The 20,008-nt window shown below is 48.9% G+C and carries 16 protein-coding genes; 1 reads left to right on the top strand and 15 read right to left on the bottom strand.

From position 1 onward, the window contains the following. Positions 1-70 precede the first annotated feature (70 nt). From MKY82_RS13990 to MKY82_RS13980, 3 genes are all read right to left on the bottom strand, one after another. Complete coding sequence (locus MKY82_RS13990; RefSeq protein WP_339296338.1) at positions 71-1,510, bottom strand: N-acetylmuramoyl-L-alanine amidase; 1,440 nt, start codon at positions 1,508-1,510, stop codon at positions 71-73. Between the two features lie 285 nt (positions 1,511-1,795). Further along, positions 1,796-4,084, bottom strand: a complete 2,289-nt coding sequence (gene metE / locus MKY82_RS13985) for a 5-methyltetrahydropteroyltriglutamate--homocysteine S-methyltransferase (protein ID WP_339223576.1) — start codon at positions 4,082-4,084, stop codon at positions 1,796-1,798. Positions 4,085-4,284: 200 nt separating this feature from the next. Then, positions 4,285-4,863: a biliverdin-producing heme oxygenase gene (locus MKY82_RS13980; protein WP_339296337.1), complete on the bottom strand. Its 579-nt coding sequence runs from the start codon at positions 4,861-4,863 to the stop codon at positions 4,285-4,287. A gap of 302 nt (positions 4,864-5,165) precedes the next feature. On the opposite strand from MKY82_RS13980, the gene MKY82_RS13975 reads away from it, so the two are divergent. After that, positions 5,166-5,864 (top strand): aspartate/glutamate racemase family protein, encoded by a 699-nt coding sequence (locus MKY82_RS13975; protein WP_339296336.1) that lies wholly within the window; start codon positions 5,166-5,168, stop codon positions 5,862-5,864. Between the two features lie 17 nt (positions 5,865-5,881). Here MKY82_RS13975 and MKY82_RS13970 read toward each other — a convergent pair whose 3' ends face one another. The 12 genes from MKY82_RS13970 to MKY82_RS13915 form a co-directional block, all read right to left on the bottom strand. After that, positions 5,882-6,538: a GAP family protein gene (locus MKY82_RS13970; protein WP_339296335.1), complete on the bottom strand. Its 657-nt coding sequence runs from the start codon at positions 6,536-6,538 to the stop codon at positions 5,882-5,884. Continuing rightward, the gene (locus MKY82_RS13965; protein WP_339296334.1) at positions 6,535-7,314 is read right to left on the bottom strand and encodes a MerR family transcriptional regulator; all 780 of its coding nucleotides are present in this window, start codon (positions 7,312-7,314) and stop codon (positions 6,535-6,537) included. Before MKY82_RS13965 ends, MKY82_RS13970 begins: the two co-directional genes overlap by 4 nt. A gap of 154 nt (positions 7,315-7,468) precedes the next feature. After that, positions 7,469-8,563, bottom strand: coding sequence for an endospore germination permease (locus MKY82_RS13960; RefSeq protein ID WP_194542315.1), 1,095 nt, complete (start codon positions 8,561-8,563; stop codon positions 7,469-7,471). A 21-nt stretch (positions 8,564-8,584) separates the two neighbouring features. After that, on the bottom strand, positions 8,585-8,806 hold the full coding sequence (locus MKY82_RS13955) for a hypothetical protein (protein ID WP_194542314.1): 222 nt from the start codon (positions 8,804-8,806) through the stop codon (positions 8,585-8,587). Next, the gene (locus tag MKY82_RS13950) at positions 8,803-10,011 is read right to left on the bottom strand and encodes a Ger(x)C family spore germination protein (RefSeq protein WP_194542313.1); all 1,209 of its coding nucleotides are present in this window, start codon (positions 10,009-10,011) and stop codon (positions 8,803-8,805) included. The genes MKY82_RS13955 and MKY82_RS13950 overlap by 4 nt, the downstream gene beginning before the upstream one ends. 59 nt (positions 10,012-10,070) lie before the next feature. Beyond that, complete coding sequence (locus tag MKY82_RS13945; RefSeq protein ID WP_339296333.1) at positions 10,071-11,543, bottom strand: spore germination protein; 1,473 nt, start codon at positions 11,541-11,543, stop codon at positions 10,071-10,073. Between the two features lie 222 nt (positions 11,544-11,765). Then, positions 11,766-12,437 (bottom strand): bifunctional 2-keto-4-hydroxyglutarate aldolase/2-keto-3-deoxy-6-phosphogluconate aldolase, encoded by a 672-nt coding sequence (locus tag MKY82_RS13940; protein WP_194542311.1) that lies wholly within the window; start codon positions 12,435-12,437, stop codon positions 11,766-11,768. A gap of 26 nt (positions 12,438-12,463) precedes the next feature. Further along, positions 12,464-14,125: a hypothetical protein gene (locus MKY82_RS13935; RefSeq protein ID WP_339296332.1), complete on the bottom strand. Its 1,662-nt coding sequence runs from the start codon at positions 14,123-14,125 to the stop codon at positions 12,464-12,466. Positions 14,126-14,366: 241 nt separating this feature from the next. After that, a complete protein-coding gene (locus MKY82_RS13930; protein ID WP_339296331.1) occupies positions 14,367-16,226 on the bottom strand; it encodes a beta-galactosidase family protein in 1,860 nt (619 codons plus the stop codon). Between the two features lie 36 nt (positions 16,227-16,262). Continuing rightward, the gene (locus MKY82_RS13925) at positions 16,263-17,516 is read right to left on the bottom strand and encodes an alpha-L-fucosidase (protein ID WP_339296330.1); all 1,254 of its coding nucleotides are present in this window, start codon (positions 17,514-17,516) and stop codon (positions 16,263-16,265) included. Between the two features lie 113 nt (positions 17,517-17,629). Further along, complete coding sequence (locus MKY82_RS13920) at positions 17,630-19,012, bottom strand: extracellular solute-binding protein (RefSeq protein ID WP_339296329.1); 1,383 nt, start codon at positions 19,010-19,012, stop codon at positions 17,630-17,632. Positions 19,013-19,162: 150 nt separating this feature from the next. Then, positions 19,163-20,005, bottom strand: a complete 843-nt coding sequence (locus tag MKY82_RS13915) for a carbohydrate ABC transporter permease (RefSeq protein WP_339296328.1) — start codon at positions 20,003-20,005, stop codon at positions 19,163-19,165. Positions 20,006-20,008 lie beyond the last annotated feature (3 nt).

Genomic DNA, 20,008 nt, shown 5'->3' with positions numbered 1-20,008 from the left:
CACAAGCTATTTGATGATTCGATTTTAGCATATCCCCACAGTTATGATAACCTGATCACCTACAAGCATATTATGTCTGTGATTCAGGCAAATGCAGCAGATCCGGTACGGTGACAAAAGAATATCCTTGATTCTTCAAATCAGGTATTAACAGTGTAAGTGCCTCAATAGTGTTGGCAAGATGGTTCTGGCCGTTTGCGGAATGCTGCAGAATGATGCCTCCAGGCTTCAACTGATTGTGGATGATCCTCATGATCTCCTGAGCAGGCACACCTGACCAATCCATCGTATCTACAGACCAGTTTACAATGGCTAGATCCTTATTCTGGATGGCTTGCTCCATGTCCTTATCCAATGCGCCATACGGCGGCCTGAATAAGGATGGTCGATAACCAATGATGTCGTTCAGTTCCTCCTGTGTATCCATGACCTGCTTCATCGCTTCGTCCATGGATAACTCCTTGAAGTTGGGATGTGACCAGGAATGATTCCCTATGGCATGGCCTTCCTCAACAATTCGCCGGGCAATCTCAGGATGAGCCTCAGCCCGATCTCCCAGCAAGAAAAAGGTAGCTTTAATCTCGTTTTCCTTTAAAATATCCAGAATCTTGGGTGTTACTATGGCATCCGGGCCATCATCAAACGTTAAAGCAACCTGTTTGCCGTCTTTCGCTGAACCATTAAAATACACCTTCTTCTCCATGGACCGAATTCCGCTTTGAGTGGTATCGGGCGATCTTTTTTCATCTAAATCATCCGTTTCTTGGTGTTCAAGCGAGAGCTCCTGCGATTCCAAAAAATATGATCTGAGTCCATCGACTATTGCCAGCGCGGCAAGGTCTTGTCCTTCATCGCTCAGCAGGAAATCCTCATCCTCCGCATTGGTAAGATATCCAACTTCAACAAGCACTGCGGGCATCTTGGGTGTACCTAGCACTTTTAGTTGTTCTTCCTTTACGCCGCGATCACGGAGTCCAATTCCCTGCACCAAATGCGTTTGAACAGCTTGGGCCAATGGAATGCTGTCCTGGTTTCGGTATAAGGTTTCTGTTCCTGATACCATAGGATCCGTATAGGTGTTGCCATGGATGGAGATGAAGGCATCCGCATTCCCATCATTCGCGATCGCTCCCCGCTCCTCCAATTCTATGAATTGGTCATCCGTTCGTGTCAAGAGAGGCTCAAACATAGGATCCTCCTCAAGAAGGGCAGCAACCCGTCCGGCAAGGGACAGATTGAACGCCTTCTCATATGCGCCGCTGACTCCTGTAGCTCCAGGATCCTTTCCCCCGTGGCCTGGATCGATGACGATCCGAAATATTTCTTGATGATTGGGCACGGCAGGAAGCGACTTATAGTTATCTGCAACTCTAGCAGATGATGCCGGCATCAACTCTACCGTTGATGAACCGACGTGCCATGCCAATTTGAAGCCGACGATAAGCAGGATTGCAATAAATAGAATATAAAAGACTCTGGTAAGTTTCTTTCTTTTCTTGTGATAGATCATGGTTCCTCCTTCTTGGTGATCGTGCTAGATACGATTCCATAAGAAGAATATAATCGCCGGATGTGACAACGATTTTACCAAGATGTCAACAACTTGTGTCCAACGTTACTCTATGCTAATGACAGGAGTTTCATAGACATATAGACGTCCCTCGGATCCTGTTCTAGAAGCAAATCTTTCAAATAGCTGCATTGATTAGTAAAAAAAAGAAGCAGGCTGCCAATGCAGCTTGCTTCTATCTTAACTTTACGATTCATTAATCGGCCCACCTGGCCATATTGACGGTTACACGTTCAGCGAATAGGACGAGCGAGCGATCTCCGTGGCTTGAACCATGTTACGAAGGGATGCAACCGTTTCTTCCTTACCGCGTGTTTTGAGGCCACAGTCCGGATTGATCCAGAACAGCTTCGGATCCAGGACCCGCAGTGCACGCTCGATCATGCTTGTCATCTCTTCCACTCGAGGTACCCGCGGACTGTGGATATCATACACGCCTAGTCCGATCCCTAATCTGTACGTATTGACCTCGAAGCTATGAATCAGCTCGCCATGACTGCGCGAAGTTTCAATCGAGATGACATCGGCATCCATCGCCTCGATCGAATCGATCATGTCATGGAATTCGCAGTAACACATATGCGTATGAATTTGCGTAGTCGGCTGAACCGTGCATGTGGTCATGCGGAAGGCTTTAACAGCCCAAGCGAGATACTCCGCTTGATCTTCCTCCTTAAGCGGCAACCCTTCGCGCACCGCTGGTTCATCCACCTGAATCATCCCGATGCCCGCCTGCTCCAGCGCCTCTACTTCCTGTCTTAGGGCATAAGCCAGTTGATAGGCAATTTGTTCCCGCGAGATATCTTCGCGAACGAACGACCAGTTCATAATCGTAATCGGGCCGGTTAGCATCCCTTTCACGGGCCGGTCCGTCTTCGATTGTGCATATTTCGTTTCCTCCACCGTCATCGGTTTTTCGAATGCCACATCCCCGAAGATCACAGGCGGTTTTACGCAGCGTGAGCCGTAGGACTGAACCCATCCAAACTGAGTGAAGGCAAAACCTCCAAGCTTCTCTCCGAAGAATTCAACCATATCCGTTCTTTCGAACTCCCCATGCACAAGCACATCAAGGCCAATCTCTTCCTGCAGCTTGATCCAAACATCGATTTGCTCTTGAATGAAGCGCTCATACTGCTCATGGCTCCACTCTCCCTTACGCCACGCCTGACGTGCCTTGCGCACCTCGGCTGATTGCGGGAAGCTGCCGATTGTCGTGGTCGGAAAAATCGGCAGCTGCCATTTGTTCTGTTGAGCGACATGACGCTCCGCAAACGGCAGACTGCGAACCGGATTCTGTGAACTAATCTCAGCAACTGCCTGCTGAATGTCATGGCGATTCCGCTCTCCGGATTGTTTCAGCGCCTGAAGCGCAGCATCGCATGCTTCCAGTTCCTTAGTGATTCGGGCTGCTCCTGTGGAGATTGCTTTTGTCAAAAGAACCAGTTCACTCAGCTTCTCGTCTGCAAAGGCGAGCGCTCCTTTCAATTCTGGCTGCAATTTCGTTTCGCTGCTCACCGTCACCGGAACATGCAGCAAGCTGCACGAAGATTGAACGATCAGGCGTTCAGGGGCTACGTATTTCGTCAGCTCTTCCAATTGCGACAGCTTCTCGCGAAGAGACGCCTTCCAAATACCCCGTCCGTCGATTATGCCGGCGCCCAACACCTTATTCGCAGGAAACCCTGACTGTTTAATGGCTTGCATATTGCCTTGGTATCCGTGCACCAGGTCAAGACCGATGCCGCTAACCGGAAGCTGGATAATATCCTGATAGTTTTCAACGGATTCAAAATAGGTTTGCAGCATGATGTTCAATCCCGGTGCCGAAGCCGCAAACGTTTCATAGACGCGGGTTAACCGCTTAAGATCGGCATCGCTTAATTTTGTAACGAGTATCGGCTCATCGATCTGTACCCATTGAACGCCTTCTTGGGCAAGCTCCTGAAGAATTTGTACGTAGAGCGGTAACAATTTTTCCAGCCAAGCATCCGTTTCCGACGACTGATACCCTTTGGACAACTTCAGGAAGGTGAGCGGTCCGACAATAACCGGCTTGCCTTCTATTCCAAGTTTCTCCTTGGCCTCCCGATAGGCTGCAAGGGGTCTGTTTTCCGTCAGTACCGGTGCAGCCCCATCCAATTCAGGCACGATATAGTGATAATTGGTATTAAACCACTTGGTCATTTCACTTGCCGTAGCATCCTTCGTTCCGCGTGCAATGCCATAATATACAGACAATGGCACAACGCCGCCCTCATAAGAGAAGCGTTTCGGTACGATGCCAAACATCGTCGCCGTATCCAGAACATGATCATAATAACTAAAATCATTAACCGCAATAAGATCGATCCCGCTCTCCTGCTGCTTCCGTAAATGATTCAACCGAATCTCCTGCAGCTGCCCGTGAAACTCCGATTCTTCCAGCTTGCCTGCCCAGAATGCTTCCAAGGCTTTCTTCCATTCCCGATCAGCGCCAATACGCGGATATCCCAGTACACTGCTTTTTGCCATCTATGTAACACTCCTATACAAATTGTTACAAGAAAGATATCATGTATTGATCGGTATAGTGTAACTCATATAAGCTATATCTAGTTATAGCCTATGGCTATAGCAAGATTGGTATGCGTGTAATGCTTGTTTCGCTTCAATGCAAAAAAACCGCAGAACGCGGTTTTTCATCAAGGTGTCTCTATGGTTTCCTAATATGCCTATTCTCTGATCCAAGCATCCAGCAAACGAAAAGTTTCTTTAGCCGAATCTATAATCTCATCAGGATCCTCCGCGGCATTGAGCAGCGCTTCCCGGATTTCGATCCATCTTGGCTTGGTCTCTTGACCATATGCATAGAAATAACGTAGACCCGACTCCGGACTCAGCGGCAAGAACTTCATCAATTGTTTCGTAATGACTTGGCCACCAAGTGTGGATCCCTCAATAACATACAGATATCCCAATATTCGTGCTTGGCTGCTCAGCTCTGGCAATCGGCTGCACAGTGGCAATTGTGCAATCTCATCAGGAGTCATTCCTAGATGAATAAGATCTTCTTCCAATAGGTTCGATTTCGTTCGGATTTCCAGATCCAAACCAAGATGGTTCACGGCACCCTCTGCCATCAGTTGCTCTTCGGCCGGTTTAATAAATCCGTAAAATTTCGCTAAATAAGACCGATATTGATCTATGTTCAAGGTCTGATCGAAGGCAGCTTTGGCGTATGGATTCTGTTCGATTCGTTCATGCTGGGCTGCCGTCTCTTCTCTTATCCGTTCTAAAATCCGCATGCTCATGGATAACCCCCTCAATGTCTCAGGCTGTAATGCAAGGACAAGCACATCTGTAACAAACCGCTACAATTAGGTATCGGTCAGTCGATGAACCATGCGATTAATATATCATAACGAGAATACGATGAATACATAGCAGGCTCAAAGGTGCCCGATATCATTCCCTTAAGAGAACAAATTCAATCATCTCTTCAGTGCATTACCTCGGTTATGAATACCTTGTAACGGATACAGAGATAGCATTTGTTTTGCATGTATGAAACACTCTATAATAAGTTTACTTCGGACTGTAAAGGAGCTTATCTATGAAGACAATTGGACTAATCGGGGGAATGAGCTGGGAATCCTCCATTGAATACTACAGAATGATAAATGAGCAGGTGAGAAGCCAATTGGGTGGCCTCCACTCGGCCAAATGCCTTATGTACAGCGTGAACTTCGAAGAGATTGAACGCTATCAATCCGAGGGGAATTGGAAAAAAGCCGGTGAAACATTAGGTGAAGTTGCACTTTCATTAGAAAAGGGCGGCGCCGATTTTATTGTGATATGCTCCAACACGATGCACATGGTACTAGATTATATAGAAGAAAGAATAAGAATTCCTGTGCTGCACATTGCCGATGCTACGGCAAATCAAATCCATGAACATGGGATTCGTACAGTAGGCTTGCTTGGAACCAAATATACCATGGAGCAGAATTTTTATAAGCAACGAATAGAATCTAGTGGTATTCAAGTGCTCATCCCCAATGAACAAGATCGTGAGATCGTAAATAAAGTGATATACGAGGAATTATGTCTCGGTAACATCCAATCGGATTCAAAAGCCCACTATAAAGAAGTTATTGAACGGCTGATTCAAGATGGTGCCGAAGGAATTATTCTAGGATGTACGGAGATCGGATTATTAGTAAAACCCGAGGATTCCAATGTTCCACTCTTTGATACAACCTCCATACATGCAAGTAGAGCTGTTCATAAATCATTGGAAGCAGACTCTTAATTCATAATTGGATATCGTTACAAGTTATCTATGCTGTTCAGCACCAGAATCAGCCCGGCAATACACAATACCCATGACAGAATCGATCCGGAGCTCTGCGCGATTTTCAGGCGCAGCTTCTCGAGCGGACGCTGCATCATGCGGCCGAATACGAGGTGTAATCCAAGCAGTAGGATTGGAGGCAGCACCATCACGATATTGTATGCAGCCAGGATGGGCATCCATTGAACCGTTGTTAACTGAGCTGTAGTCATCAGCCCGATAGCCGCAAAGTACGGAAGGGCTGTTGCTACCTCCAGCAGGGACGTCGTGAATCCAAGTCCGATCATGGCTCCGAAGCTTTTGGATCTTGGACGGCGCGGCTCGGATGTTTTTTTCGTGGGGATCAAGAAACTGGCGACAAACAGGACACCGCCGACAACGGTCATGATCCAGCTTACCGTTCGATTTTGAAAAATGCCGGTTACGGATTGCAAAACGGCATCCAAACCCAGCATAAGCGCAGCGCCTACCAGGAAGTAGAAGCCTCCCACTGTAAATAAATAAATGAATAAACGGGGAATTAACCGGTCCCGTTCGGTCAAGAGCAAATACACTGTTACGCCAAGCGTAGCTGGACTCAGCATGTCCAAGAGGGATAAGGCTCCAATGGAGAGCAGCAGTTCCAACGTCAAGATATCTCCCCCTCTTCTGCTTGTTCTTTGTCCTTGCGTAATACATAAATTTCGAATGCCTGTTCCATGAACTGAAGAAGGGCATCCTCGATGGGATATAATCCCATCTGCTCGGACTGCGCCGGCGATTTACGGATCTCCCACAGCTTATCGATGAAGGGATCTTCATCTTCAAATACCTCAAGTCGTTTCTCATCCATCCGTCGGACAATTCGCTGCACATCCGGTGAATCGGGACCGTCCTGCATCCGCCTTTTGAGCTGCCCCAACAGAGCGATCCACTCGAGAGAGTCGGGATCCGTGCTGTTCATATTAGGGAGTAGACTTAACAACTCTACTTCGCGCTTCTCAAACATCTGCTGCCTTATCGAGTGCTTTAACGATGGGTCTCTTCCGGAGAGGTGAATCAATTTCTGAATGACGTCCCAGCTTGTCTCACCTTCCATCGCAATGCTGTGAAGCACGGCTCGCAGCGCCGATTCCATCTGGTTCAGCTTTTTTTGTTCGTTCATTACAATGTCCAACTGATTTATCAGGCTGGTGGACCAGTTCCATTCCGGGTTGGAAATCATATCCGATATTTCTTGCAAACTAAAGCCCAGCCTCTTCAGAAACTGGATTTGCTGCAGCTTCTTTAATTCCTCTTCACTGTATATACGATGCTTGCCCGGTGTTTTGGCGGCAGGAATCAGCAGGCCAATCTGGTCATAATAGCGCAGCGTTCTTACCGTAATCCCCGTCTGCTTGGATAAATCTTGAATGGGAATCAACTTCATCACCTGCTTTCCTAAAGTCTCGATAACTTCACTATACAGGATGACGCTACGTCACTTTCAAGCTTTTTTACGAAAAATATGACCATTGTAGTTTGATGCAGCCGGCACAAAAAATGCCCGAGTTATCGGGCTTTGTTCTAATGCAGAATGGAATTCACTTCAGCTTGATGATTTTTGTTCTGGTTAAGCCAATCAGATAGAGTCCGATGGGAATCACCAGCAAATGGAGGAGCGCATAGCTTGACCACACGTTCTGAATGATATCGGCAACATAGATGGTGTTGATGTATGTATTCCAGGCCACGATCACAAACAGCACGGACAATGGATAGATTAACGGATTTTGTTCCTTTAGTCCGAACACGGTCTTCATGCCTTGAAGAATCGAAAGATACAAGAGAGAGATCTTGATAAAAAAAGTCAGGATCCAAAGTGTAATCAATATGCCTTCCACACGTTGGAAAAAGTTTCCTAAGTTGATCGTCTTCGCAAGTGCAAATGCCGGAAACGTGCTATTCTCCGTCTGCTCAATGCCCAAAACCAGCACGCTGAGCAGGACGGTAATGCCGAGCACGATCCCGCCTGCAGCGGCTCCCCACATCAATGCCTTCCCCGCTTTCCTCTCCCCCTTAACCAGGGGCAAAAAGGTCATCAGCACAATCAGTTCCTGAAACATGGAGGAATGGAATCCGGCCTTGGCAACTGGCATCCAGCCCTCCTCAAGCATAGGCTTGATATGGTTCCAATCGATCTGGGGAATCAGCGAGAGGACAAGGACCAAGAACAGAAATACAATCCACGGAAACATCAATTCACTGACACGGGCCAAAAGAATGATGCCCATCCTGGCGCACATGACGGCCGCTATCAAGAATAAGATTTGGATAGCCTCGATCGGCGTCTCCGGCATCATCTCGCTGCTCAGGAAAAAACCCAAGTTGCCAAGCAATGTGCCCGTAAGAATCAAAAAATAAAAAAGGTAGAGCAGCGAGAGAATCTTTCCCAGCAGCTTCCCCAAAACCTTCTCATGGATCTCAAAGATCGTTTGGCCAGGATAGACACGCGCGATGGCTAAGTACAGCACAACCATAAGGAGATTAATGAGGATACTGAAGAGGGAAGCCATCCACGCATCTTCCCGTGCGGTATGCGCTAATCCGGTGGGGGTCACCAGGATCGAGGTTCCGATGGTCAAGCCAAAGGCCAGTATAAAAAATTGCCGTGCGGCGATATCTTTGTATTTAATCACGTACAACCATACCCTTCTTCGTTATGAGATCAACCTGTTCAGCGGTTGCATTAAGACGCCGATCCAGTCCAGCGGCCTTAAATAAGGTACCTCCATCATATCCCCGATCAAGGCCAGCAAGGTCACTCCCCATACCGCATAGAACACAACCAAGTCCCTGAGGGAGCGAAGCTTCAGCAGTTGCCGGGTTTCCGTAACGAGCACGATGGACAGGAACAATATGAATAACCAATGCCAATTCACGGCTCATCCACCTTTTGGTTTATGGGTTGTATGATGGATCCGATCCGCCGGATCGCTACATCTGCATCCACGCGGATATTCATCGTTTTAAAGCTTTCTCCCCAATGATCCCGGTATTTTTTCCAAACATCCGGATATTTTCGGTGCAGGACCTCACCGAATCCAAAAACATCGGATCCATAACGCTGCTGCACCAGCCCGATATGCTTCGAGATATTGGTGTTATATTTATCTTCGATATCCTTCTCTAATTCGTCGATGACGGCAGGTCGACTGATATCAATCGGACATTGAACGGCGTTCACATCCGCTTCGATCTCCAATTCGGCTGAAAATTCAGGGATCCCCTTCGAATTGAGCGTAACATCAAGCGATGTGTCTGCCCGGTTCACCCCAAACCCGACGATGCCTCCGTCCGGACATGAAATATATCCCGCCGTGTTGTCGACTCTATTCAAGACATAATTGACGGCCTTGCTAGGCGGTTCCCCCAGCCATCCCACTAACCGGTCCTCTTTAAACACGCCTAATCCCGTATGTTGAAGCAGCGTTGAAGGACTGATTTGCTTCACATTCTCCAGAGACTGTGCTTCTGCTAAACTGCCGTTTAACTGGACTCCGGATAATACAGGGTCTGAGCCGCTTCGCTTTAACTCCGTCACAAACTGCTGCAATGTAACTTTACCCGTCGCTGCCCATTTTTTCTGCGATATCAGAATCGAGGAATAGAGCGAATTTGCCGGAACATACTCGAATGGCGTAACGACCTCCAGGATGTCAGAGGCTTTCCCGTTTTTGGCAACGAGCATGAAGAAATCCGTTCGAAGCTGATGGTTCCGGGAGATATAATCGAGCACGTCGCTGACCCCTAGCCGGGCCAAATCTTCCCCAAATACCAACACCCGGACATGGGACAGATACGGCATCCGAGGTGCCATGCTCAGCATGCGCTGAAGGGCATCGGGGATGGTTTTACCCACTGACTTGTAGGTTACGACCGGAAGACTCCCCATGGATCCGCCTTTTTTGGACCCCGTCTCACTGGAATTGAGCACTTGAGCTGAAACGGCGTACCCATTCTCGTGGGTATCGATTCCAAGTGCCATGACGACGGCAAGCTCATTCAGTTCTTTTTTGCTCCAGCATCCAGGCGTTATGGCTAAATTGACTATAAGCAGGACTGTAAGTACTTTTCTTTCCCACATCCATAACCAGTCCCATCTGTCTAAAATAAAGAATTCGAGTCATGACGTAAAAAGACGGCTCATGTCTTGGATTTGGACAAGTATTTCTTCATACTGTGGCGTGACAATCGCAACAATGCATCCTTCTGGCTCCGCCAGCGTATAGGTGCAAAAGAAGACATATAAGGAACCCCCATGGACTGCAGACTGCACAGGTGGAGGCCAATCATAATCATTCCGATTATCATTCCATACAATCCGAATGACGCTGCTATTCCCATTAGCCCAAATCTCAATATCCGGACCGAGATCCCAATATTAAAAGCCGGAAGGGCAAAATTGGCAATCGCCGTCATGGATACAACGATCACCATCGCGGCCGATACAAGACCCGCTTCGACGGCGGCCTGTCCAATAACCAAAGTGCCAACGATGGAAACGGATTGGCCGATCGATTTAGGCAATCGAATCCCGGCCTCGCGCAAAATTTCAAACGTGATTTCCATAATCAACGCCTCAATAAATGCGGGGAATGGCACCCCTTCGCGTTGACCGATCAAACTTGTCAGCAAGTTGGTCGGAAGCATTTCCTGATGAAACGTAGTGATCGCAATATATAATGAGGGGGTAAGAAGCGCTATTCCGAAGCATAAGTATCGAAGTAGTCGAACCAAGCTGGCAAAATCCCAGCGTTGGTAATAGTCCTCGCTCGATTGAAACAGTTGTACGAACAGTGCCGGAACCACCAATACAAACGGCGTACCTTCCACAAAAATAGCAACTCGCCCTTCCAGTACTGCAGAAGCAATAACATCGGGCCGCTCTGAATTATATACCGTCGGAAAAGGACTGTATCGATGGTCCTGTATCATCTCTTCGATATAATTGCTCTCCAGGACGCTGTCCAGCTTGATTGCATTCAGTCTTCTGCGCAGCTCATTGAGTACATCGACATCACATAAACCGTCCATGTACATCACGGCCAATTGCGTATTGGTGTGCTCGCCTACAGTTCTTTCTTCAATGCGCAGCTTAGGGCTCTGAATTCTCCGCCGGACTAAGGCCGTATTCTCGCGGAGGGATTCAGTAAAACCTTCCCTCGGACCTCTTACCACGGATTGAGAAGTCGCGTCTTCAACTGCGCGCTGCTTCAGTGTTTCAGTACCCACATAGAGCGAGGTGGATGTTCCATCCATGAAGACGATCGTATTCCCGGACAACAGTTTCTTTTCAACCTCTTGATAGGTTCGGGCTTCCCCCACTTTCCCCATCGTTATCGTCAGTTCCTTCAGCATTCTCATACGTTCTTCCGGGGTTTGATAGGGGAATTCAATGAATAGCGGTAAATCCTTATGAATTGCTTCTATTAAAAGATGAGGATCTCCCATCCCTTCAATGTAAACCATCACCGTAGGGATAGCCCCCACAATTAACTCTCTGTATATGATATCTCCGCTCTGCCCGAATCGACTCTTCATATTTTCGATAAATTGCGCGATGGAAACCGGCAATATTTCTTGTGAAACATGATTGCGTGTGGTGTTCTCCGTCATGTAAACGACTCCTCGTTTTTCCCTCATGGTCAGCTTTGCCTTACAAGGAATTCAATTACCTTCATTTATCTTTTCCTCTACTGTTCCCGCAGTTGGATATTATATACTTTTTGAGACAGGTCCTTGAAGTGAATTCGTTCAAAATAAAACGCCTCTTGAAGACTCAGGGAGTCAACAACAGGCGTTATCTGATTTAATTTTCCTACCAGTTCCAAAGTATAGTTACTGTGTCAGCCCTTTAGCCTGCAGATACGCTTTCTTGTATTCGGCTGCTTTATGGGCGATCAAGCTGTAATCCTGCCGCTTCAAAGCTTCGCTTGTCAGATCCGATCCAATACCGACGGCTATAGCCCCCGCCTTGATCCATTCGCCAAGATTATCAAGCGAGACACCACCGGTCGGCATGATATTCGCCTGCGGCAGCGGGCCTTTGATCGCCTTGATCATCGACGGATCGTACAGATTGCCAGGGAACAGCTTGACAATGTCCGCCCCCAGTTCCAGTGCTTCCTGGATTTCCTTGATCGTCATCACGCCCGGCATGACCGGAATCCGATAGCGGTTGCACAGCACGACGGTTTCCCTGCTCAGGCACGGCCCAACAACAAACTCGGCGCCGCTCAATATCGCAGCACGCGCTGTTTCCGGATCTAGCACTGTACCTACCCCGATGATGGCATAGGATGAAGGGTCTTCGGCGTTCCAGGAATATTTGCGCGACAACGTTTCAATGGCCCGGAGCGCAAACGGTACGGTCATCGTCACCTCGATCACTTTAATGCCGCCGGCAATCGCCTGTTCGGCCATCTCCACAACCTGCTCCGGCGTTTCGCCGCGCAGGACCGCGACCACGCCTTCTTCTGCTATTTTTTGAATCAACTGCAATTTCTTCATCTTAACTCCTCTTTTCTATTCGATAACTACACAGAATATGATTCAAACGTATATTCCGCTCCGTTTATCGTTCTCGCGGAGCTGCCTGAAGCCATAACCTTCAGATGCATTCGATCCTCGGTCATCCATCCTTTATACGCAACCTCAAATCCGCCGTCAGTCTTGAATTCCGGCCTGTGCCCGGACATTTGCCGTGCGAACGCCGCCAGTTGTCCCATCCCTCTGTTCTCCGCTTCCCGAACGGTCACCGCTTCTACGGTGAGAGCCATTCGAGGGCCATGGCAGACGGCCAGATGATATCCGGACTGCTCCCTAATGTTATAAGCGGTCCCGGGGCTCAAATGTATGGCAAAATAAACCTCATCAACCTTGCCGTACAAAGCTTCCGCCTCATACAGCCATTCTCCTTCCGGTAGAACGCCGACAACTTCATCGCCACCATCACCTGCTGGTTCAGGCAGCGGATACAGCGCAAGCACCACATTTTTGTGGTACAGCACCTCCATCCACTCACTCTGGTGGCGGGGATCGTTTCCTGAGGGATCATATCCCTCTCCCGGGTGAAAAAAATACAGCTGATTTGCCTTGCCGCCAGTGCGGACAGGCAGGCTGAACATCCAGCGCAGCTGCTCGTTGTCGAACTCACGAACCCGCTCCCACAATCCGCCCGCCGCAAAATGTTCCGTCACATAAGCGTAGGAGTGCAGCTGCAGCATCTCGCCGTCAACCGATTTCATCAGATCCTTGCGCACTTCGGTCGCTTCGCTTCGATCCAGGGCTAGACGACGATCAGCTTCCGGAGCTTCGTGGAATAGAAATCCGGCGTACTCCGTGCGCGGCATCTCCTCCGGAAGGCTAAAATCACCGAACTGGACATAATCGTGAAGCACATTGGCATCCCTCGGTGCATCATGCGGCCATCCTCTGGAGTGGGCTCCTACCCACGCCCCTTTCAAATAATAGGACGTGCGCAGGCTCCACAGCTCATCCAGAAGTTCATGAAGCTCCCGCTTTAATTCCGGTTCCTCCATTAGTTCCAACGCGCAGGTGAACGCCTGTGTCCAATGCCAGAACCACGGCAAGCAGCCATATTCTGCCATGCCTTCCCGCCGGAGCAAGCACAGGGTATCCCGAAGACTTTGTTTTCCGTCCTCCAGAAGTTCCTTATCATTGAACCGATGGCCGAATATTAGCTTGGCTGCCGTATATTTAGCCTCATGATGATTGCACACGGTGAGCGGCTTGCGAAAAAATCCTCCGTGGTAGATATGTTCCAGTCCAGCCTCAAACCCAGCCGCCAAGCTCTCGCTCATCTCAGTTTCAAACTTGCGATGGAAAAAAACCATCAAGCTCCCCATTAATTCAACCGGCAGCGCATGTGGACTCGCCTCTTCCGGCTTCGGTCCCAGGTTCAGCGGCCAATGACCGTACATCGGACTCTTCGCGTCCTTGTTCTGCAATCGCAGCACACGACCCAGAACCTCCTCTGCCAGCCGTTTACCCTCCTGCCGATTAAACTTCGGATCAATCTCAAGGTCTAGCGAAGCCGCAAACAGATAAGAGGCATAGTAGAAGTTATCACGCACATCCCCATGGAACCACAATCCGCTGGGTAATAGAGGCTGCCCCCATGCTTGTTCCGCAACGTTCCGAACAATCCGGTTCATTCTCTCTTTATAATCGTTCATTTGTTCTCCTTTCCCAATCCGATGATAAAGCTGCTTCCCAACATAATGAAAATAAAAAACGAACTTAAATAAACCTGTTTCGAACCCATATAAACATTAAAAACCTAAATGAATAAAAAGGGAAGCTATTTTTCAGAACCCATGCCATCATTTATCTTGTTTGCAGTAAAAACCCGACCAGAGGGATATTCTGACCGGGCATGTTGTACACGATGAACTGTATGATCCGTGTCGTTATGGACTATTTGTCCTCCCCATCCTGTACGAAATTGAGCACAGATTCATCCACTGCCGAGGTCTGTCCAAGGTCCGGTTGATCTGACAGCTCAACTTCGCAAGATTCGGGACCGCCTTGCAGTTCAAAAAGAACTAGCTCGTTCCCCCCTTTACGCAATAAAGGGCCGGGAATATACAAGGCCTTCTGCGGCCCCGCGCTCCAGTATCGACCGAGATTAAAGCCATTGATCCAGGCGACACCTTTGGTCCAGCCATCAAAGCGAAGAAACGTGTCTCCGATATCCTCCACCTGAAAGCTGCCGCGGTAAAATCGGGGCAGGCCCGCGTGTTCCGACTCCAGCATGGACAGCTCTACTTGCTCCGCCCGCCCTTCATCCGTAACCGGTGTATAAGAGAGAGAAGACAGCATTTCTGGCTCCAGCGGCAGGGTTCGGATCGTCCAGTCGTACAGGAACTGGTTATCGATTCTCACGCCTTCCGTGATTCCCTTGGAATCGCGGATTAGCGGCCCGTAATTGATCCGGCCCATGTTCTCGACAAGAATATCCAGCCTCGCTCCGCCTGCGGGTACGGTAATATCGAGAGGCTCTGATTTCCATCGTTCGATAATGCCAAGCGGCCGACCGTCAAGAAATACCTGCGCGCGATCACGAACCTCCTGAATATGCAGCTGCTGTCCTTGCCGCGGTCCCTGAATAAATGTGCTGTACAATATAAAGCCATAGGACTGTCCGAATTTTTCCATCGGCTGGGTGCATACACTTTTTATCGGTTCTGAGAGATGCTCTAGATTGGCATCCGCAAACAGATCGGCCATTTCAGACAACGCGACCTTTCCGTAGGCTGCCTTTGGAATGGGATCCGGGAAGGCACACCCCGGCTTAAAACCATGCTTGTCGAGCACCAACCGCACCGCCTCATATTTCTCCGTCTGATCCCCCCATTCCGTCAAAGGGGCATCATAATCATAACTTGTCGTTGTTGGCTCATATGCATGGATGTGATTCGCTCCACTGTAAAAGCCAAAGTTGGTTCCGCCATGAAACATATACATATTAATCGAGGAACCCTTCTCAAGCATTTCATCCAGTACGCCGGCGACATCGGCCGCATCCCGCACATGATGGTCCTCCATCCAGTGATCGAACCAGCCGTTCCAGAATTCCATGACCATCAGCGGCTCTTCCGTACGATATTCCCGGTATTTGCGGAAGGATTCTTCTACCCGGGAACCGAAATTCACCGTTGCGTGCACATTGCCAAGCGTCCCGCCCAGCAGCATTTCGTCGGTTGGCCCATCCGAAGTAAAGAGAAGCACATCAACACCTCGCCGAACCAGTCCTGCACGCAAATATTCCAGATAAGCGTGGTCGTTGCCGTAACTGCCGTATTCATTCTCGACCTGAACCGCCAGAATCGGCCCTCCGTGTGTGGACAGCAGCGGAACCAGTCTCGGGATCAACTCGTCGTAATAATGATCCACCTTGCTTAAATAGAGCGGGTCACTGCAACGTAGCCGGATTTCTCCATAACCTAGCAGCCAGCCCGGCAAACCTCCAAATTCCCATTCCGCACAGATGAACGGGCTCGGTCTGACAATGACATGCAGGCCCAGTTTCCCGGCTATTTCGATAAACGATACAATATCAGCCATACCGCTAAAGTGAAATTCCCCTTCTTTGGGTTCATGCACATTCCATGCGATATACGTTTCAACGGTGTTAAAGCCGCAGGCTTGTAATTTTAATAGCCTGTCCTCCCAATATTCAGGAACGACACGGAAATAGTGAATCGCTCCCGATATGATCCGGTACGGCTGCCCGTCCAGCAAGTACTGCCCGTTCTTCCAAGTGAGCACTCCCATTACAGTTCTCCTCCACACCTATATAAAATCCAACGTTTATTCCCCGCAGCGATAAACCGCCATGCTTTTGATTTTCGGACTTGCTGCCGATTTCAGTACACGCAAACGTACCTTGTCGGGAGACACTGGAGCGAACGCATCGATTTTCTTGTGGCCGATCGCGCTGCCGCGTATAAGCTCGAGCCACGCTCCATCAATGAAGGCTTCCAGCACATATTGACTCACCCGTTCCCCGAAAGCAATGTCCTCCATAACAACGACATGATCGATCACGCATGTTCGAGGAAGGTATAATTCAACGACCTCTCCCGATCCCGAGCTTTCGGCCAGGGCATGACCAAACCGGCGCTTGATCTCTTTGCCAAATGCCAGAAGCCGCTTTACATCGGCTTCGGGAAGCAGCCCGCGCTGGTCTGGTGCGACGTTGAGCAGCAAGGTCGCACCATGCCCGACCGACCGATAATAGATTTCCATTAACTGATCCACGGACAACAGCAAGTGTTCTTCATCCGGATGCCAGAACCAGCGGTCTTTGCGGATGGGGACATCGCATTCCGCGGGCACCCAGCCCGGCGTCTCCGGCAGCCACTTCAACGATTCTTCGCTGAACATGCTGCCCCGCGAAGAATCGGCCGTGTTCCAGCAAGGATACGGAGCCACGCCATCCTCATTGCCGACCCAACGGATCGTGGGCGCGCCCATATTAAACACCATGGCGCCGGGCTGATACCTTTTAACAAGATCCATGATACGGGGCCAGTCATATTCGCGGCCTTCCGACCCAGCGCCATCAAACCAAATTTCCACAAGCGGACCATAGCCCGTTAAGAGCTCCTCCAATTGTCTGCAATAAAAGTCATCATACTGTTGCGGGTCGGCATAACACGGCTCGTGCCTGTCCCAGGGAGATACATAAATACCGAAGCCGATGCCCTCTTCCCGGCAAGCATCCGCGCACTCTTTTACGACATCGCCCCGACCCACCTTCCACGGACTCGAGGCTACGGAATAATCCGTTGTCGCCGTCGGCCACAGGCAAAAACCGTCGTGGTGCTTGGCCGTCAATATGAAATAACGGAATCCGGCTTCCTTCGCGGATCGGACCCACTGTTTAGCATCCAGGCCGTCCGGATTAAACAAAGACGGAGCATCCTTGCCTTCCCCCCATTCCTGGTCGCAGAACGTATTGATTCCGAAATGGCAGAACATCCCGAGCTCCATGTCCTGCCAGGCTAGCTGCTCCAGCGAAGGAACAACAAGCTGGTCCTTAGGCTTTCTTGATATGGACATAATTTCCCCTCCAACGCTCACCAGTCGTAAAAAAAGGGCTTTGGGGAAGCCCGTTCATTGGCCTCCCGAAACCCGTTTCCTACCAGGATTCTCATACCTCGTGCATTGCCCCGTTACTTGACAACGCCTTTTTCGTTAATGATTTTGGTGGCTTCATCGACCATCCATTGTTGAACCTCATCAATCGATTCATTGCTGAGCATGAATTTCGCAAAGCCGTCATTAATGATCTTGGTCAATTCCGAAGTATCCGTCATCATGACTTTGGCTGCATCAAGATACTGGATTTCATCGCTAAACAGCGTATATTTCAACGACTCCATATCGTACTTATCCTCTTTACCGGCAACCAGCTTTGTCAACAATTCTTCGTTATTCGCTTTCTTGTAGCCAGAGAACTCAAGTCTGTTGTCCGAATCGGCTGTTGTCATGAATCTCATAAGCTTGAAGGATGCTTCCTTGTTGGTGGAATTGGCACCCAGTGCCAGCATATTGCCGCTGGTGAAGTATTTTCCTTCATACTCATTAGGTTCCGATCCTGCAGGAGGCACAGGTACAGGAGCGAAAGCGGTTTTAAAATCATGCGGATATTGCTCGGTATTGCCTGGATCCGCTACCGTAAAGTTACCTGTAAGAATCATGGCAGCTTCTTCATTAAAAAATTCAGTACGGTAGTTCAGCTTCGCGGCAAGCACGTCACTGTAAGGTTTGGCCGACTTGTCCGTCTCCTCCATATCTTTGCGGAGCTGGAAGAAGTATTTGTAGGTCGGATCTGCCAAAATGGTTGTCCCGTCCTCATATACGAACGGATCTTTCATCATGGTTTGCGCAGGAGCGTTCATATATAGCTCCCATGTATGGAAGTAAGAACCGTAACGCTTGTCAACCCCTTCGCCCTTGGTCAGCTTTTTGGAATAGTCGCGGTAATCATCCCACGTCCAGCCGAATTTCGGAACCTCAAGTCCCGCTTCATCCAGGGCATCCTTGTTGAGCATCACATAGTTGGTACTCTTGGTGTACTGCATGCCATAATACTTGTCTTCTAGCTTGGCATTCACAAAGTATTCGTCTTCCGGAACGAGACTTTCCTGCTCATAGAACTCGTTCAGGGGAGCAAGGGCTCCACGTGAGGCCCGTTCGAGAACTCCGCCCAAGCTTGGGAATTGAATCACATCGATCGCTTCACCGGATGAGATCAGGAAATCCAACTTTTTCAACATTTCCACGGAGTCGCCGGGAACCAGAACCACATGCTCGACCTTGATATTCGGATTCTGATCCATAAATTCCTGGAGCATGGCGTCCGTACCCGCTTGCTGGGCTTCGTTATCCCAGTTGTAGTACTTAACGGTAACCTGCTTGTCCGTCTGACCGCTTCCACCGTTGCTGCCGGCACCCGTTTCCGACCCGGATTTCCCGCAGCCGCTTAATACCAGGGTGCTCGCCAGGATCGTGCTAAGAATGACGGATAATCTGTGTTTGCTTTTTTTCTTCATCTTACTTCCCCCTGCACAGATAAATTAGTTGTGGTGTTGTTTTCATGTTCATTATAGGCACCAGCATGGCGGATCAAGTGCACAATTTTGAGGTTCTAGGATTACTTTTTTGACTTTTCGAACTTCTGAATTTTGACTTTAGACTTCGTATCAACCTTTTACCCCGCCCAAAGCAATGCCGTTTATAACCTGCTTTTGCAATGCGATAAACACAATGACCAACGGAATGATTGCCGAGACTGACGCCATCATCATTATGGCATAGTTGTTGGTGTAGTCATCACGGAACAGCGTCATCCCCAGCGGAATCGTGTATAAATCCTTGTCCAGCAAGAAGATGAGCGGATTCTGGTAATCGTTCCAGGTCCATATGAATTTAATAATGGCCACCGTAGCCAGCACAGGCTTGCACAGCGGAACCATAATGGAAGCAAATGTCCGCAGATGACCCGCTCCGTCAATTCTGGCCGCTTCCAAGTATTCATCGCTGATCCCGTTCATAAATTGACGCAGCAGGAACGTAAAGTAAATGGAGAACATGCTCATAAAGATGATGGCCTCATGCGTATTGTAGAGTCCAAACCAGCGAATGAGCAGAAACCGCGGAATGAGCGTCGCCTGATCCGGAATGATCATGAACGAGAGCAAGGCCATAAAAACCAGATTTCGTCCCTTGAATCGAATTTTCGTTAGCGCATACCCTGCCATGGATGAGATAATCAGGGTGATTAGGGTCGTAATAATCGCTATTTTAAAAGAATTAAAATAGAAATCATAGAAGGGAACTCTTCCCATCCAGACCATCTTGAAATTGTACGCCAGATTCACCTTTTCCGGTATCCATTGAATCGGGAATCGCATAACGTCCTTCTCATATTTAAAAGCCGCGGAAATCATCCAGATGAGCGGTACGAGAAACACAATGGACAATGCCCCCATGATAAAGGTGACTACCACTTTGGACAGGTTTTTTCGAAGAAGCTGTATGTACATTCC

The sequence above is a fragment of the Paenibacillus sp. FSL W7-1279 genome (genome assembly GCF_037969845.1).
Taxonomy (GTDB): domain Bacteria; phylum Bacillota; class Bacilli; order Paenibacillales; family Paenibacillaceae; genus Paenibacillus_AQ.
The sequence above is the reverse complement of the archived record's forward strand: the minus strand, read 5'-3'. Positions and strand labels throughout refer to the sequence as shown.

Bases quoted from the DNA above. Each gene is read 5' to 3' on its own strand.
- MKY82_RS13990 (WP_339296338.1), bottom strand. From the start codon at position 1,510: ATGATCTATCACAAGAAAAGAAAGAAACTTACCAGAGTCTTTTATATT.
- MKY82_RS13920 (WP_339296329.1), bottom strand. From the start codon at position 19,012: ATGAAGAAAAAAAGCAAACACAGATTATCCGTCATTCTTAGCACGATC.
- MKY82_RS13965 (WP_339296334.1), bottom strand. From the start codon at position 7,314: ATGAAGTTGATTCCCATTCAAGATTTATCCAAGCAGACGGGGATTACG.
- MKY82_RS13935 (WP_339296332.1), bottom strand. From the start codon at position 14,125: ATGAACGATTATAAAGAGAGAATGAACCGGATTGTTCGGAACGTTGCG.
- MKY82_RS13980 (WP_339296337.1), bottom strand. From the start codon at position 4,863: ATGAGCATGCGGATTTTAGAACGGATAAGAGAAGAGACGGCAGCCCAG.
- MKY82_RS13915 (WP_339296328.1), bottom strand. From the start codon at position 20,005: ATGTACATACAGCTTCTTCGAAAAAACCTGTCCAAAGTGGTAGTCACC.
- MKY82_RS13940 (WP_194542311.1), bottom strand. From the start codon at position 12,437: ATGAAGAAATTGCAGTTGATTCAAAAAATAGCAGAAGAAGGCGTGGTC.
- MKY82_RS13925 (WP_339296330.1), bottom strand. From the start codon at position 17,516: ATGTCCATATCAAGAAAGCCTAAGGACCAGCTTGTTGTTCCTTCGCTG.
- MKY82_RS13945 (WP_339296333.1), bottom strand. From the start codon at position 11,543: ATGACGGAGAACACCACACGCAATCATGTTTCACAAGAAATATTGCCG.
- MKY82_RS13950 (WP_194542313.1), bottom strand. From the start codon at position 10,011: ATGTGGGAAAGAAAAGTACTTACAGTCCTGCTTATAGTCAATTTAGCC.
- metE (WP_339223576.1), bottom strand. From the start codon at position 4,084: ATGGCAAAAAGCAGTGTACTGGGATATCCGCGTATTGGCGCTGATCGG.
- MKY82_RS13930 (WP_339296331.1), bottom strand. From the start codon at position 16,226: ATGGGAGTGCTCACTTGGAAGAACGGGCAGTACTTGCTGGACGGGCAG.
- MKY82_RS13975 (WP_339296336.1), top strand. From the start codon at position 5,166: ATGAAGACAATTGGACTAATCGGGGGAATGAGCTGGGAATCCTCCATT.